Below are 15,855 nucleotides of genomic sequence, written 5' to 3' on the forward strand. Positions count from 1 at the left end.
AGCGCCTCTTTCTTTCGGATAATTCGGATAAGACGAGACAAATACGCTAATTTTCTATACAATAGAAGGAGTTTGAATAGAAAGAGCATAAAGGATGGAAGAAATGAAAGAGTGGGTCAGAGATCATAAGAAAATCCTCAAAGAAGCTGCAAGTGCTTTGTTAGCTTTTGTCGTTGGTGCTTGCCTGGTATTTATGATTCATCCGGTTAAAACCTTACCCAAAGATCGCTTGTTGAGCCTGTCTCAAATGCATGAAGCCAGCCAGCAATTTGTTGCTTCTTCTTCCAAAGCGCCGACTTTAGAAGACTTGCTGTTATTGGAGCTTGCAAGAGGAGAAGGAAAGACACAAAAAAATTGGGTGACTTTGTCTGCATTCGTCAAAAAATTTGGAAAAGCAGCGAGTTTTACACAAGAAGATACGAGTTTTGGAGCGCAAGTCCAGCTAGGTTATGGGAGTCCTGTAAAGGGGCTCTATCCTTATACCATAGAATTTCAAAAGCAGGGTGATGCCTTTTATGTGAGCTCGATTCAAGGATTTGCGCCCAAGTCGGCTCACTATCAGAGCAAAAAGAATTTAAAATTGGCAGATTTTGTAGGCTATAAGCCTTTGGATGGAAAAAAGGAAAAGGGAACGTCTGTAGAAGAAGTCTTGAACAAATCAGGCCTTCCCAATTCTCTTAGTTTGACCTCTACAAAGGACGAGCAAGTCTTAGCCTTGTCTTATCAGGTGACAGATGGACTGGTCTCTTTGACCTTTGAACGTGACCAGAGTGGTCAGTATCGTTTGACGAAGAAGGGGTGAAGCAAATGATCGAGTGGATGAAAAAGAATCGAAAAGAACTCTTGCTACCGTTTTTGTGTTTTGTTTTAGGACTGTTACTTGCGATTGCAAGGATCCAGGTGCAAGAGCAGGGAACCGATACCAAGGAGGATCAAACGCTTACTCATTTCCAGCCAAAGGATTACAAGAATTTGGTCAGCAAGGAACAAGAAATCAAGCAGTTTAAATGGACCATCGAAGCTGTGGCGAATTTGAAAGTCCGTCTTAAGCAGAGTCAGCAACTAGGAACACGCTTGGAAACTGTTGTGACGGAATGGGGAAAAGCTCAAAAAGTTCGCTATACAAAGACAGCTAAAGGGGATAAAACTGTTCTTGTCTTGACTTATGCAGCTAAGCAAACAGTTCATGGGAAGAAAAGTGTGACCTTGTGGTTTGAACAAGAGAAAGATCAGGGGTATCGCTTGACGATGGTAGATGCGACGAATTTGTTGGATGCAAACGAGAAGGCAAGTAGTGAGAAAGAAATCACTACTGAAAAAGAAAATAAAGGTACAGAATTAGCCCGTCTAATCAATAAGTTGGGAACTCCACAACGCTTAGTCTGGGGGGAATTGCTGGATGGAGAAGAAGGTTTTCTAGCCACTTACCAAATACCAGGCCAGGCAGAAGTAGTGATGGAATTGAAGAAAAAAGGTAAGAAATTGGTGTTGATATAAGAAGGGAGAAATCATTGGCAGGTCAAGTGATGAATATCAAGGTAGCTTCGGCCCACCAGGGTCGAACCTACTTGATTTCAGAAGCTGGTCTAGTTTCATTGAGAGGAACAAGAGTTCCAGGGCCGAGAAAAAATGTATAGGACTCCCTGTCTGATAGGATGAAAACCTGTCCTTCTTCCGTAACAGTTTTACTTTCAAATATTGGCATTGACCGTTTATCTTCTCTTGATGTTGAGAACTTAAACAGTGAGCGATTAGCCAATAAAAATGGCAGTTTGAACAGAGAGGATTTTGCCAATATTAAAATAGGAACCAGCTATTCAGATCTTGTGAATACCGTAGGAATTCCTAGCCGTGTTTCTTGGTCGAATATGATGAGTTCAGAGCCCTTCTTAATCTTTTACTACAAACTGTCTGAAGCGCATTTAGTTACGATTCACTTTGAAAGTCATCGCACCATTAGTGAAATGACAGGCCTGGAGGATTCGGCTACAAGCACGTCACCTTAGGTGTTCATCTCTTTGGGTTTGTGGTATAATATGGATACCTTTAATTGAAATGAATGGAGAATCTTATGACAGCACAAAAAATGTCTGCTCAAGAAATTATCGCTTTTATTGGAAATGCAGAAAAGAAAACAAATGTGAAAATAACCTTTGAAGGGGAATTGGCAACGGCTGTTCCTGCTTCTGTTACCAAGCTTGGCAATGTTTTGTTCGGTGACTGGAAAGATATCGAGCCCCTTCTTGCCAACTTGACAGAGAACAAGGATTATGTGGTGGAACAAGATGGCCGTAATTCAGCTGTTCCCTTGCTGGATAAGCGCTATCTAAATGCGCGTATCGAACCAGGTGCTATTATTCGTGACCAAGTGACCATCGAAGACAATGCGGTTGTTATGATGGGTGCTGTCATCAACATCGGTGCTGAAATCGGTGCAGGAACTATGATTGATATGGGGGCTATCCTTGGTGGTCGTGCTACTGTTGGTAAAAACAGCCACATCGGTGCAGGTGCCGTTCTTGCGGGTGTCATTGAGCCAGCTTCTGCTGAGCCTGTTCGGATCGGTGACAATGTCTTGGTCGGTGCCAATGCAGTTGTGATTGAAGGGGTTCAAGTAGGAAACGGATCCGTCGTTGCCGCTGGAGCTATCGTTACTCAAGATGTTCCTGAAAATGTGGTCGTAGCGGGTGTCCCAGCTCGCATCATCAAGGAAATCGATGAAAAAACACAACAAAAAACAGCGTTGGAAGACGCCTTGCGTAATTTATAAGATATGAAATATAGAGGCTGTAAGGCCTCTATTCTAATAGAAAGAAGACGACTATGACATTGGATTTAATCAAAATCAGACGGGATTTGCACCAAATCCCTGAAATTGGTTTGGAAGAATTTGAAACCCAAGCCTACCTCTTAGAGCGAATCGCAGAGATCACAGCGGGCAAGGACTTTGTTGAGCAACGGACTTGGCGGACCGGGATCCTGGTTTATCTCCATGGGTTTGCACCTGAAAAAACGATCGGCTGGCGGACGGATATCGATGGCTTACCGATTGTGGAACAAACGGGCCTTGATTTTGCCTCCAAGCACGAAGGACGGATGCATGCTTGTGGTCATGATATGCACATGACGACAGCCCTTGGGCTTTTGGACCAACTGGTTCAAGTGCAACCCAAAAATAACCTGCTCTTTCTCTTCCAACCAGCTGAAGAAAACGAAGCTGGTGGGATGCTCATGTATAAGGACAATGCTTTTGGCGACTGGCTCCCTGATGAATTTTATGGTCTGCATGTACGCCCTGATTTGAAGGTGGGGGACATTGCGACCAATACGGGTACCCTTTTTGCGGGGACCTGTGAAGTCAAGATTACCTTTACAGGTAAGGGAGGGCATGCTGCCTTTCCACATGAGGCCAATGACGCTCTTGTAGCAGCCTCTTACTTCATTACCCAAGTCCAATCAGTCGTGAGTCGAAATGTCGATCCGATTGAAGGTGCTGTGGTGACCTTTGGTTCCATGCATGCAGGAACAACCAATAATGTGATTGCTGAGACAGCCTTCCTTCATGGGACCATTCGGACCTTGACCATGGAGATGAATCTTTTGACTCAAAAACGGGTCAAAGCCATTGCAGAAGGAATTGCAGCAGCGTTTGATGTGAAATTGGACCTGGAACTCAAGCAAGGGGGCTACCTGCCTGTGGAAAACCAACCAGAATTGGCCAAAGAACTCATGGACTTTTTCACAGCTGAGGAAGACGTGAACCTGATTGATATCCTGCCTGCGATGACAGGAGAAGACTTCGGCTTTCTCTTGAGCAAGGTCCCGGGTGTCATGTTCTGGCTGGGGATTGATACCCCTTATGCCCTGCACCATCCAAAGATGAGCCCAAATGAAGCAGCTCTTCCCTTTGCTGTGGAAAACATAGGTAAATTTTTGAAAATGAAAGCCAACCAATAAGTGATTGATTCAACTCCGTCTGGAGTTGGATTTTTTCTTTGTCGCGTAAAAACTGTTCGGATCTTTGCTAAAAAATGATACAATAAAAACTAGGAAAAAGGAGTAGGCATGAAGAAAACACTACGAAAAGAAACCATAGCAGCCATGAAACAGTTGCCAGAATCCGTGAAAACTCAAGCAGATGAAGAGCTGACTCAGCGCCTCTTGGAGCTACCAGCTTTTCAGGAGGCAAAGACCCTTGCGACCTATCTGTCCTTTGAGCATGAAGTTTCCACAGCTAGCTTGATTCAAGCCGCTCTTCAACTTGGAAAACGCATCTGTGTTCCCCGTACCTATCCACACGGACGGATGGAATTTGTGGAATACGATCCTAATATTTTGGAAAAGACACGCTTTGGTTTGCTGGAGCCCAATGAAAAAGGAAGGTTTGTGGATCAGTCAGAGATTGATCTGATCCATGTACCAGGCGTGGTCTTCCAGTCAAAAGGCTACCGAATTGGCTATGGTGGTGGCTATTATGATCGTTATTTAGAAGATTTTACTGGAAAAACGGTTAGTACGATTTATTCCATCCAGCAGAAGGAGTTCCAACCAGATGCTTTTGATCAGGCAGTTCAGGAGGTGTTAGTCTATGAAGTTACTCTTTGATCGTCGTTATCCTGTGACCAGCCTCTTATTGCTCGTCACAACGGCAGTCTTTCTTTCCATGTTTATCCGATTTGGAGGCGACTACCAAACGGGTGCTGCTATTTACTATAGCGGTGGGATTATTGGAGAGGTTGTGAAATCCGATCCTAGCCAGTTATGGCGAATAGTGACAGCTACATTTGTTCATATCGGCCTAGAACATTTTGTGCTCAATATGATCACCCTCTATTACTTGGGACGTTTGGCAGAAGATCTCTTTGGATCGAAAGCTTTCTTAGCTCTTTATCTCTTATCAGGCATGATGGGCAATGTCTTTGTCGCTATTTTTACGCCAGATGTGATTGCAGCAGGAGCTTCTACAGCCCTCTTTGGACTGTTTGGGACCATTGGTGCTTTGCGCTTTATTGTCCAAAGTCCCTATATTCGCCACTTAAGTCAGTCCTATACCAGCTTGATCCTGGTCAATTTGATCTTTAGCTTCATGCCAAGAATCAGTATGGCGGGGCACATCGGTGGCTTAGTAGCTGGGGTGATGTTGGCTTATGTCTTTCCAGTAAGAGGGGAAGCTCGCTTTATGAACCGAACCTATCAGATGAGTGCAGCCCTATCTTATCTCTTACTTTTGCTTTATTTCTTAGGTAAAATCTTAAATCTATTTTAAGAGAGAGTGGGACAGAAATCGGTAATTCGTTAGAATTCGATTTCGTCGTCCCACCTCCGCACAGTTGAGTAGGGCTGTAAAAGCTGATGAAATCAGCGTAGTAGAGTCCACTCAACCACTGCGTCTTGCTCGACAATCCAAAAATAATTGAGAGGCTAGGACTTTTGTCACAGCCTCCCTTTTTTCCTAAAAAATGTAGCGCAATCGTAAACTAACAGAAAATTGTTTGAAATCTCAATAAATATATATAATTTTCATAGAAATGAGTGAATAGAAAGATAATTTAGGAAAAAATAGAATAAAAACAAGTCTGGTAAGCGTTTGCAAAAATGAATAAAAAGATGTAAACTGGAGGTATAAAAAATCGGGAATGCTATCCTTTTTTTACTAAAAGGAGTATTCAAAAAGGAGATTTGCCATGAAAAAATGGTTGTTTAAACTTTCGTTGGTAGCAATGACGTTTTTGCTCCTACCAGTTCAAGCTGTTCAAGCCTGTTGTGGTTTTATCATTGGTCGGCAATTGACTAAGGATGGTACCACTCTCTTTGGTCGGACAGAAGACTATCCTTACTATCCAAATGGTGGCAAGCACAACAAGAACTATGTGGTTGTTGGTGCGAAGAATTATAAGGAAGGGGACCAACTGGAAGACGAATCCAATGGTTTTACCTATCCACATGCTACTAGTGAAATGAAATATACAGCAACTTATGACTCTGCTCGTGGAGATGGTAGTAATGGTGCTTTTGGGGAACACGGATTTAACGAAGCCGGCGTCTCTATGACCTCAACTGTTACAGCAATTCCAAACAAAAAAGTCTTGAAGACTGACCCATTAACAGAAAATGGGATTCCAGAAGCTGCTATGTTGGACGTGGTATTACCACGTGTTAAGTCTGCTCGTGAAGGGGTTGAATTTTTAGCTAAAGTTATTGAAGAAAAAGGGTCAGCAGAAGGAAATGTTGTCGTTTTTACAGACCAAAATGAAACCTGGTATATGGAAATTCTTTCCGGTCACCAATATGTAGCGGTAAAAGTCCCAGAAGACAAATATGCTGTCTTCGCAAATACCTACTACCTTGGTCATGTTGATTTGAATGACAAGGAAAATGTGATCGCTTCGAAAGATGTCGAAAAAGTAGCCAAAGAATCTGGAAACTACAAGACCGATAAAGATGGGAACTTTCATATTGCTAAATCTTATGGGCCAGAAAAATATGCCGAAGGTGACCGTTCACGTACTTATGCAGGAATCACTCTTTTGGACCCAAATGCAAAAGTAACTTATGAAGATGATGAATACGAACTCTTCCGCACACCAACCGATCCAAATAAAAAATATACCTTAGAAGATGCTTTTGCCTTACAACGAAACCGTTTTGAACATTTGAATGGTCGTTTTGTTCCAGATGATCAAATTGGTGTCAAGAAACAAGGGGATGATGGTAGCAACGATACTGTTCGAAAAGATCAATACAAATATGCTTTAGGAAACGAAAATGTGATCGATGCCCATGTCTATCAAATCAATCCAAATCTTCCGAAAACATTTGGTGGAACTGTATGGCTCGGCATGGGGCCTTCACGGAATACCCCTTATGTTCCATTCTATGGAAATGTAAAAGATACCTATAAGGCTTTCAAACCTCAAACTGCTACCTATGATCCGAATTCATGGTATTGGACAGTTTGGCACATTGACCAAATGGCCATCAATAATCAAGATCTCTTTGGGAAATCGATTCAAAATCACTGGAAAGCTCTCGAAGAACAATTGATCATTGAACAGAAGGTTAGTGATAGCAAATATGCAGCCTTGAAAGCTGATGAAGCTGCAGCAAAAGCAGCTGAAGATCAGGTAACTGAGGATGCTTTAGCTCGCTCTGAACGTCTCTTCAAACAATTCAAGCAATATGAGTCTGAATTATCTGCAACTCTTAAAGAAGCAGGTCGTACAGATGATCCATATCGTGCATCTTTACCAGACGACTACAAGGATCCAACTGAGTCAAGTACTGAGTCAAGCCAGGAAGAAACAACATCAAGCACAGAGCCAAGTACTGAGTCAAGCAAGGAAGAAACGACAGCAAGCACAGAGCCAAGTACTGAGTCAAGCAAGGAAGAAACAACATCAAGCACAGAGCCAAGTACTGAGTCAAGCAAGGAAGAAACAACATCAAGCACAGAGCCAAGTACTGAGTCAAGCAAGGAAGAAACAACATCAAGCACAGAGCCAAGTACTGAGTCAAGCAAGGAAGAAACGACAGCAAGCACAGAGCCAAGTACTGAGTCAAGCCAGGAAGAAACAACATCAAGCACAGAGCCAAGTACTGAGGCAAGTCAGGAAGAAACGACAGCAAGCACAGAGCCAAGTACCGAGGCAAGCCAGGAAGGAACAACACCAAGTAATACAACTACTATTGTTCCTACAAACAGTAATAGCGTAAGTACCGTTGGTCGCCCAGTTTTACCAACCAATTCATATATTTTGGTAGACCAGGCAACAGGTATCGTCTTGCAAAACCCTGATTTTGCTCAAGGTGGTTATAGTCTCCTTGTTGAAGTTTTGAAAGATATCAAAGCACTAGCCGATAAAGAGTACGAGGCATATAATATTCAATTATCGAACCAAAACAATCCAATACATCAAATTAGTCCAACTGTTGTGACAATTCCAGTAAATAGCCAAAAAGAAGTAGAAGCAGTTTATGGTATCGGTGAAAATGGCCAATTAGAATCCTTCCAATTCCAACTAAATGAAGATAAGTCAGCCGTAACATTTACAACCTCTCATTTTTCAACTTATGGTGTAGTTTATAAGTCTGCAGCAAAAATTGAAGAAAAGAAAAATGATAAGAAATTGCCATCCACCGGACAAAGTATTTCAATCGCGACGATGGTAGGCGGAGTTCTGTTGACACTTTTTGGATTTGGATACAACATTAAAAAACGTAGAAACCATTAAACGATTCAGTTTATAACATGCAACAAAAAAAGGAAGTGAGAATGAAATCTCTCTTCCTTTTATTAGTCTACAGTTTTTTCTGCTTCTAATTTTTTTCCGAGTTCGATAATATATTGTTTAAGATCATTTTTGACTTGAGGGTGTTTCAAGGCATAATCGATCGAGGTTTTCATAAAGCCAAACTTGTCTCCAACATCGTAGCGCTGTCCCTTAAATTCGCGGGCGAAGACGCGTTGTGTTTTATTGAGGGTGTCAATCGCATCCGTCAATTGAATTTCGTTTCCAGCGCCTGGTTCTTGATTTTCAAGAATATCAAAGATCTCAGGCGTCAAGAGGTAACGCCCGATGATAGCAAGATCGCTCGGTGCCTCCTCAGGTGCTGGCTTTTCAACAAAAGTTTCAACACTGTATAGCCCGTTGATGCCTTCTCCTTGAGGGGCGATCACTCCGTAAGCAGAAACATCTTCATGAGGAACTTTCATGACTGCAATGGTTGAAGCATGTGTGTCGTCATAGTCATTCATCAATTGCTTGGTGAGAGTGGTGGCTCTATCATCCGTGATATCCATGAGGTCATCTCCAAGCATCACGACGAATGGTTCATTTCCAACAAAAGCTTTAGCTTGTAAAACTGCATCTCCAAGTCCACGAGGATGTTTTTGACGAATGAAGTGGAGACGCATCCCAGTAGTTTCATCGACCAGTTTTAAAAGATCATCTTTCCCTTTTTCCTTCAGGTTATACTCTAGTTCGAAGTTTGAGTCGAAGTGGTCTTCGATCGAACGTTTTGATTTACCAGTGACAACGAGAATGTCTTCAATACCGGATTTAAGGGCTTCCTCAACGATGAATTGGATCGTAGGTTTGTCAACGATTGGCAACATTTCCTTTGCCAAAGCTTTGGTAGCTGGGAGGAAGCGTGTCCCCAAACCAGCCGCAGGAATGACTGCTTTTCTAACTTTAGTCATATAGTTTCCTTTCTAAAAGGTAGGATTGATGATAGGGTGGTTGACTCATTTCCACTCGTTTTCTTCTTTAAATTCGTTGCTCATCATGTGGTGGATAGCTTCGCGGATATCTTTTCCTTCGTAGATGACTTGGTAAATGGCTTGTGTAATCGGCATATAGACATCCAATTCTTGGGCCAGCTCATGGGCGACTTTGGTCGTAGAGATCCCTTCAATGATCATGCCCATGTTGGCCTCGATATCTTCCAATTTTTCGCCACGTCCGAGAGCATCCCCGGCTCGCCAGTTGCGAGAGTGAACAGAAGTTCCGGTAACGATCAAGTCACCGACCCCAGACAAACCGCTATAGGTCAATGGGCTAGCTCCGAGCTTAACGCCAAGGCGCGTGATTTCAGCGAGACCGCGCGTGATGATGGCTGCTTTGGCATTGTCACCATAACCAAGACCGTGCAAGGCTCCAGCACCGACTGCGATGATATTCTTCAAGGCCCCAGCAGTTTCCACTCCGATAACATCTGTATTGGTATAGAGACGGAAGTAGTGATTGCTAAAGAGTTCTTGAACATAACGTGCAGCTTCTAAGTCTTTTGAGGCTGCTGTAATGAGGGTGATATCCCGTACGATGGTTTCTTCCGCGTGACTCGGTCCAGAAACGACCACTACTTCACTGCGAAGAGAAGCAGGAATTTCTTCTTCAAGGATTTGAGAAATCCGATCGTGTGTACCAGGCTCGAGCCCTTTAGAAGCGTGCATGACTATGACAGGGTGATCCAGTGTTTCAGCGACTTGTTTTGCGACCAAGCGGGTCACCTTGGTAGGAACGACAAAAAGGATAGCATCCACACCGTCCAAAGCTGCTTTCAGATCGGTCGTAGCAGTAATCTCTTCGCTAATAACGATGTCTTTGAAGTAGCGTTGATTGGTATGAGCGGTATTGATTTCATCGATTTGTTCTTGGATATTTCCCCAGAGGCGGACTTCATGGCCGTTATCATTGAGGACTTGTGAAAGGGCTGTTCCCCATGAACCAGGACCCAATACTGCAACGGTTTGTTTTTCCATTGTATCTTCCATTTCTATGTCTATTTTTTCAACAAGGCTAGGAATCTAGCGCTTGCACCTTCGAAACGGCCTAATGTGTGCCTTGAAGGACGATTCTATTTTCCTCTCTATTTTAACATAATATAGGTAAAAAAACTTGTATGATCATCAATTGTTTTGTGAGGAAGGTGAGGGTGATAAATAAAATCTATCACGGTTTTAAAAAATACATATTAGACATGATCATGAATGGGTGGTAAGATAAGTAGTAGTTAAAATGAAGGAGGAATGAATATGTGCAGAACAATTGTTGGAGTATCCGCTAATCTCTGTCCGGTGGACCCGGAAGGGAAAAACCTTCATTCTTCCGTGTCTAGTCAATTTGCGGAAGGGATCCGTCAAGCAGGAGGACTTCCAATGGTCATCCCGATGGGAGACCCTTCCTTGGTTAAGGACTATGTTGAAACGATTGACAAATTGATCTTAAGTGGTGGCCAAAATGTCGATCCTAGTCTCTATGGCGAAGAAAAAACCATCGAGAGCGATGATTACAATATCGAACGCGATCAATTTGAGCTAGCCCTACTGAAGGAAGCAGTACGCCAAAACAAACCGGTTTTAGGAATCTGTCGTGGGGTCCAGTTGATCAATGTGGCTTTTGGAGGAACACTCAACCAAGAAATCGAAGGACATTGGCAAGGACTTCCGTTTGGGACTTCCCATTTTATCCAGACTAAAAAAGGTAGTGTGGTGGAGCAACTCTTTGGACAGGCCAGTCGGATCAATTCCGTGCACCGTCAAAGTATCAAGGATCTCGCGCCAAATTTCCGTGCGACCGCCTTTGATCCGCGCGATCACACCATCGAAGCCATTGAAGCAGTAGACGGTCATCGGATTATGGGCTTGCAGTGGCATCCAGAATACTTGGTCAATGAAGAAAAAGGGAATTTAGAACTGTTTCGCTATCTCTTGCAAGAATTGTAAGATCTTTAGGTTTTTTTAGGAGAAATACGCAAACTACACTCATCAACAAAGATCTCCTACTTTTAGTTGCTATAGTTTACTATTTTTCATATATTTTTCAGTAAAAGGCTCCTTGTTCCAGGAGCTTTTTGTATGTTTATCACTCGTAATGAAAAAAGAAATGAAGATGACTGAAATTCGTAGATTCGAACGTGTATCAATCTATCCCATTCAGGAATTGCTTTCAAAACGGTAGAGTTTATGCGGCTGGCGCGTAACAAAGGGAATGATTGGATCCATGGTCATCTCTCGGCAACAGATGAAACTTGAGAAATCGTGGTTTTGCACCACACAGGTAATAGAGATCAAATCTTTGAAAACAAAGGATTTCGTCAGTATCTGAAGAAGGAACTGAGAGTTGACGTTGGAGATTGAGAGTTCCTCCCTTTTCACAATATCAACGCGAGTGGTCATAAGTATGTCGTAATGATTGAAAGTTCCCTCGCTCATTGCTACGATGCTATTACCTCAGGAGTGGTTTATGATGCTGATACAGGATTCATCACAGAGGGTAAAGAAGCAATTTTATCTGATTATAGGAACTTATTTGGTAAGAATTAGCTTTATTAATAATGTTAAAAGAAAATAATATATGGAAATTCTATCTCCTCCAATTATATTCAGGTAGGCAAATTCACTAATTTGTGGTAAAATATTTTGTAATTACGGGAGGTTTAAATGAAAAAAATAAAAAATTTCGTAAACATAAATTATCTATGGTTACTATTAGGATCTTATTTAGTCGTTGTTTTAGTCAATCTACTAAGATTTTCGACTGAAGTATTATTTCTCAAATTAGGAGCAGTAGGGGTCACTACTACAGTGATTGGATTGGTGGTTAGTTACCTAATTCTATGGTTCCTTCTTGAATATAAAAAGTTTTTAAATATCCGGCAGGCTAATATCATCCTGTCAGCTTTAATCTTGTTTATGGCCATTCTCAAAAGTCCAACCTTTTTCCTATCTTTGGGCTTGGTAATGATATCAGTGGCCTTGTTCTTACTCTTCCATTTGGAAAAAGTAAGGCTTGCGATGATCTACCCCTTGGGGCTTTTGTTATCATTTCCTAAGTTGCTGATCCAAGCGAGTAGCGATTTTAAAAACGATGCCCTAGGGATTCACTCATTTAACATTGCTGAATCAAAATTCTCAATGTTGATTTGGCCGGTCTTAGTTTCTGTTTTTATTGCCATTCTCATCGGTTTGTTGATTAATAGATTGGCAGTGGAAAAGATCAATGCGGTGTGGGTGAAACGTCTCACCCTTGTCGCCTTGATTGGTGGGCTCTGTTATGTCCTCTACTTGTCTGCTGTGATGTACTACAAAGTAAAGGCAAATTCAGTATCGACATTCGACATCGGAATATTTTCTCAGATGTTTGAAAGAATGAAAACGGACTTTACTCAGATTACGACACTTGAGAGAGATAAGGCCTTATCACATATGGCAGTCCACATTTCTCCAATTTATTATCTCATTCTTCCCTTCTACATGTTATTCCCTTATGTAGAAACTTTGGAAGTGATGCAAGTCCTCATTGTCTTCTCAGCTGTTATCCCTCTATGCCTCATTTTGAAGAAATTACAGCTACCAAAACTTCTTAATCCTTTCATTATCGCTCTCTTCTTCCTTACTCCGGTAATGACCACGAGTGGTGCTTACCACCTGCATGAGAACTGTTTCTTGCCGCCGTTGATTTTATGGCTATTCTATGCCCTTATCTCTGAGTGGCGTTGGAGATCCATTCTATTTGTCTTGTTGATTCTATTTGTGAAAGAGGACGCGGCCCTCTACGTCCTGGCATTAGGACTCTATTTTGCTTTCCAAAAACGTTTCACCTTGTCGGCCACCTTCAAAAAATGGCTCTATGCAGGAACTCTTGCTTTGCCAGTCCTCTACTTTAGCCTTGCTTTGTTCCTTCTAGCTAAATATGGTGAAGGAGCCATGGTTTCGCGTTACGGACACTTATTATTGGAAGGGGAGCACGGCTTGCCGATGGTGTTGAAAAACATCTTCCTAAATCCACTCTATATTATCGGAAGTCTTTTCACGGGCAAGAAAATGGGATATATCTTTTTAATCTTATTCCCTTTAGGTTTCCTACCCCTCGTTCAAAGACGCTTCTCTACCTACTTCCTCCTGATTCCTTTATTGGCAGTCAACCTACTGATGGACTGGCCATATCAGTTTGACATCGGTTTCCAATATAGCTATGGATCGGTTACCCTCCTATTTATCATGGCTATCCTGGCGGTAGATCAATTGAGCAGACATCGAGTGGTTGGAGAGAAGGTCTTGCTTGCTCTTGTTGCTGCTTCCCTAGTTTTCTCAGGGACAATCCTCTATAGTTTCACTCGAAACTGGAACTTTGAGATGAAGTATTATCATGATCGGAAAGAGTTTTTTGATGGCCTTCAGTCCACTTTGGATTCAATACCAGCAGATGCTTCTGTGTTAGCAGCAGGAGGATATACTCCAGGCCTACGAAAACACCAAGAATTGTACGATATCTTCTATCACAACAACAAAGCACTTGATCCAAAAATTGACTATGTCGTCGTACCTAGAGAAATGCAAGATGAAAAACATGGCTACTCTGAAACAGCAACTCTCAAACTATACAAAGAGGCTGGCTATCAGGAAAGCTCTCTATCTAGCAAGGATGTCCTGGTGTTAGAAAAAGAAGTAAAATAAGGATTAAAAAATGTTCTGCTAGAGTTGAACTTCTATGAGAAACGAGAAGTCATTCATCGATTGAGATAAAAAGTCTTCTATTATAAAAGGCGCACACATTTACGAATGTGTGCGCCTTTTTTGATCAGCAGAATAGAGCAGCCCAGTTAGGGTTAGGAAGGTGCTCATTGCTGCCAGCATAAAAGGAGGCCTTAAATCTCCGAGAGGTATCCGCACGTCTGGTTCAAGAATGGGTTAGTAAAATTAGCATGACAACTATAAACTATAATAGAAGAAAGTTGATCCGAAAGATGCATAAAAGTTACAAGAGAATCGGAATCAACTGCAGTTGTTCAAAAAAAAAGTAAGTGAAAATAGGTGAAAAAGATAGTTTTTCTCAATAAAATGGCCCGTTCAAAAAAAAACACACAAAAATGTAAGAAATATTGAATAGAACTATTGCTATTTCTACTACGTTGTGCTATATTTAGAGAAGCTAATTTAGAAAAACCGAGGAGGTAAAGGAATATGAAAAAGTTAGCGGCTAGTTTATCAATGATTTTCTCATTATTGATAATTTCTTTCGGCGTGTTTACGACCAACGTAAGCGCAGACACGTCCAAAAATGTCGATGTCATCACCGATGTGAAGATCCAAAATTCTCAAGGTGAAGAATTAGTAGCGGATCTTGGTCGATGGGATACTTTCCGTTTGAATGCAAAATTTGCTTTAGAAGGAAAAAATGTTAAAGCAGGGGATACAACTGAAGTCACTATCGATGGACCAATCGATATCAAGTCTCAGGATTTTGACATCAACGACTCAATCACTGGTAAAAAGATTGCCGATGCAAAAGTTGACGCAAAAACTGGAAAGATTGTCTTGACATTTACTAAATTCGTTGAAGAAAAAAATGACGTTTCAGGTTCATTCTTCTTCTATGCTGGGGTTAACAAAGACAAATTCCCAAATGATGGTGAAGTTCCATTTAAGCTTTCTGTAAACGGTAAAGTTAAATTCAACGGTAAAGTAAAAAGTGGTACTGTCGGTGAAGGTAGTCGTTACACCATCATCAAATCTGGTTGGGATAGTGGCGACCACAAAAACCTTGGTTTCCGTATCTCTGTGAACAGAACTAATGAAGCAATCAACAATGCAGTCCTTTCAGATTCAATAACATCAGAAGGGGTTACCTACAAACCTGGCAGTTTCAAAATCTTCAAAGGTACTTGGGAATACGCAAACGGTAAATGGGAACTTAAAAACAAACAAGACGTTACGGCTAACTATACTGTAAACGCAACAGATAAGTCATTCTCTATTGACTTTGGTAATATTTCTGCTAATGATCACTTTGCAGTAGAATATGAAGCAGTTGCTAACTATGAAACTGTTGACCGCGAACAAATTAAGAATACAGCGACAATCAAAGGTGATAACAAAGCACCGTACGATTCAAATAGTAAAGTAAACATCCAAATCGCTGGTGGTGAAGGTGTGGGTTATGCCTTCAGCATTAAAGTTACAAAACATGACGAAAACAATGGACCACTTAAAGGTGCGAAATTCCAAGTTATCCGTCAAGCTACTGGTCAAGTAATGGGAGAGTTCACAACAGATGCTAAAGGTGAATTTACTCTTGGTAACCTATTGAGAGATAAATATATCATCAAAGAAACTCAAGCTCCAGAAGGTTATGAGTTGGCAGCAGATACTGTTGTAGAAGCTAGTGAATTTGAATCGAAAGACAAACCAGTTAATAAAACTATTGTAGACCAAAAGACTACAACTACAACAACTACAACAACCACTACAACAACAACGACTACAACTACAACAACAGAAGAGCCAACGACTACTTCAACAACAACCACAACAACAACAGAAGAGCCAACGACTACTTCAACAACAACAACTAC

The 15,855-nt window shown here is 41.6% G+C and carries 13 protein-coding genes; 11 read left to right on the forward strand and 2 right to left on the reverse strand.

Annotation, left to right across the window (positions count from 1 at the left end):
* The first annotated feature begins 94 nt into the window (after positions 1–94).
* From O3642_RS08555 to O3642_RS08590, 8 genes are all read left to right on the forward strand, one after another.
* Positions 95–802: a hypothetical protein gene (locus tag O3642_RS08555; RefSeq protein WP_371605795.1), complete on the forward strand. Its 708-nt coding sequence runs from the start codon at positions 95–97 to the stop codon at positions 800–802.
* Between the two features lie 5 nt (positions 803–807).
* Positions 808–1,497, forward strand: a complete 690-nt coding sequence (locus tag O3642_RS08560) for a hypothetical protein (protein ID WP_320911114.1) — start codon at positions 808–810, stop codon at positions 1,495–1,497.
* A 275-nt stretch (positions 1,498–1,772) separates the two neighbouring features.
* Positions 1,773–2,006, forward strand: a complete 234-nt coding sequence (locus O3642_RS08565; protein ID WP_371605796.1) for a hypothetical protein — start codon at positions 1,773–1,775, stop codon at positions 2,004–2,006.
* Positions 2,007–2,071: 65 nt separating this feature from the next.
* Positions 2,072–2,770: a 2,3,4,5-tetrahydropyridine-2,6-dicarboxylate N-acetyltransferase gene (gene dapD / locus O3642_RS08570; RefSeq protein WP_003012831.1), complete on the forward strand. Its 699-nt coding sequence runs from the start codon at positions 2,072–2,074 to the stop codon at positions 2,768–2,770.
* Positions 2,771–2,823: 53 nt separating this feature from the next.
* Complete coding sequence (locus tag O3642_RS08575; RefSeq protein WP_371605797.1) at positions 2,824–3,957, forward strand: N-acetyldiaminopimelate deacetylase; 1,134 nt, start codon at positions 2,824–2,826, stop codon at positions 3,955–3,957.
* Between the two features lie 108 nt (positions 3,958–4,065).
* Positions 4,066–4,605 (forward strand): 5-formyltetrahydrofolate cyclo-ligase, encoded by a 540-nt coding sequence (locus O3642_RS08580; protein WP_003012768.1) that lies wholly within the window; start codon positions 4,066–4,068, stop codon positions 4,603–4,605.
* On the forward strand, positions 4,589–5,266 hold the full coding sequence (locus O3642_RS08585) for a rhomboid family intramembrane serine protease (RefSeq protein WP_320911116.1): 678 nt from the start codon (positions 4,589–4,591) through the stop codon (positions 5,264–5,266). Before O3642_RS08580 ends, O3642_RS08585 begins: the two co-directional genes overlap by 17 nt.
* Before the next feature lie 418 nt (positions 5,267–5,684).
* Entirely contained in the window at positions 5,685–8,231 is a 2,547-nt protein-coding gene (locus tag O3642_RS08590) for a C69 family dipeptidase (RefSeq protein WP_371605798.1), read from the forward strand.
* A gap of 62 nt (positions 8,232–8,293) precedes the next feature.
* Here O3642_RS08590 and galU read toward each other — a convergent pair whose 3' ends face one another.
* Both galU and O3642_RS08600 read right to left on the reverse strand, forming a co-directional pair.
* Positions 8,294–9,199 (reverse strand): UTP--glucose-1-phosphate uridylyltransferase GalU, encoded by a 906-nt coding sequence (galU, locus tag O3642_RS08595; RefSeq protein ID WP_003012906.1) that lies wholly within the window; start codon positions 9,197–9,199, stop codon positions 8,294–8,296.
* A gap of 45 nt (positions 9,200–9,244) precedes the next feature.
* Positions 9,245–10,261, reverse strand: coding sequence for an NAD(P)H-dependent glycerol-3-phosphate dehydrogenase (locus O3642_RS08600; protein ID WP_003012829.1), 1,017 nt, complete (start codon positions 10,259–10,261; stop codon positions 9,245–9,247).
* A gap of 273 nt (positions 10,262–10,534) precedes the next feature.
* Between O3642_RS08600 and O3642_RS08605 the strand changes: the two genes are divergently transcribed.
* The 3 genes from O3642_RS08605 to O3642_RS08615 all read left to right on the forward strand — a co-directional run.
* Positions 10,535–11,224 carry a gamma-glutamyl-gamma-aminobutyrate hydrolase family protein gene (locus O3642_RS08605; protein WP_151379459.1) on the forward strand — a complete coding sequence of 230 codons (690 nt, stop codon included), beginning with the start codon at positions 10,535–10,537 and terminating at the stop codon, positions 11,222–11,224.
* 717 nt (positions 11,225–11,941) lie between these two features.
* Positions 11,942–13,957: a DUF2079 domain-containing protein gene (locus tag O3642_RS08610; protein ID WP_371605799.1), complete on the forward strand. Its 2,016-nt coding sequence runs from the start codon at positions 11,942–11,944 to the stop codon at positions 13,955–13,957.
* Positions 13,958–14,464: 507 nt separating this feature from the next.
* On the forward strand, positions 14,465–15,855 hold a 1,391-nt coding region (locus O3642_RS08615), incomplete at its 3' end, for an Ig-like domain-containing protein (RefSeq protein ID WP_371605800.1).

Origin of the sequence: Streptococcus sp. 27098_8_66 (assembly GCF_041431945.1) — a bacterium.
Lineage (GTDB): Bacteria > Bacillota > Bacilli > Lactobacillales > Streptococcaceae > Streptococcus > Streptococcus dentalis.

Excerpts from the sequence above, each read along its gene's own strand:
- O3642_RS08555 (WP_371605795.1), top strand. The coding sequence starts at position 95 with ATGGAAGAAATGAAAGAGTGGGTCAGAGATCATAAGAAAATCCTCAAA.
- O3642_RS08560 (WP_320911114.1), top strand. The coding sequence starts at position 808 with ATGATCGAGTGGATGAAAAAGAATCGAAAAGAACTCTTGCTACCGTTT.
- dapD (WP_003012831.1), top strand. The coding sequence starts at position 2,072 with ATGACAGCACAAAAAATGTCTGCTCAAGAAATTATCGCTTTTATTGGA.
- O3642_RS08575 (WP_371605797.1), top strand. The coding sequence starts at position 2,824 with ATGACATTGGATTTAATCAAAATCAGACGGGATTTGCACCAAATCCCT.
- O3642_RS08580 (WP_003012768.1), top strand. The coding sequence starts at position 4,066 with ATGAAGAAAACACTACGAAAAGAAACCATAGCAGCCATGAAACAGTTG.
- O3642_RS08585 (WP_320911116.1), top strand. The coding sequence starts at position 4,589 with ATGAAGTTACTCTTTGATCGTCGTTATCCTGTGACCAGCCTCTTATTG.
- O3642_RS08590 (WP_371605798.1), top strand. The coding sequence starts at position 5,685 with ATGAAAAAATGGTTGTTTAAACTTTCGTTGGTAGCAATGACGTTTTTG.
- galU (WP_003012906.1), bottom strand. The coding sequence starts at position 9,199 with ATGACTAAAGTTAGAAAAGCAGTCATTCCTGCGGCTGGTTTGGGGACA.
- O3642_RS08600 (WP_003012829.1), bottom strand. The coding sequence starts at position 10,261 with ATGGAAAAACAAACCGTTGCAGTATTGGGTCCTGGTTCATGGGGAACA.
- O3642_RS08605 (WP_151379459.1), top strand. The coding sequence starts at position 10,535 with ATGTGCAGAACAATTGTTGGAGTATCCGCTAATCTCTGTCCGGTGGAC.
- O3642_RS08610 (WP_371605799.1), top strand. The coding sequence starts at position 11,942 with ATGAAAAAAATAAAAAATTTCGTAAACATAAATTATCTATGGTTACTA.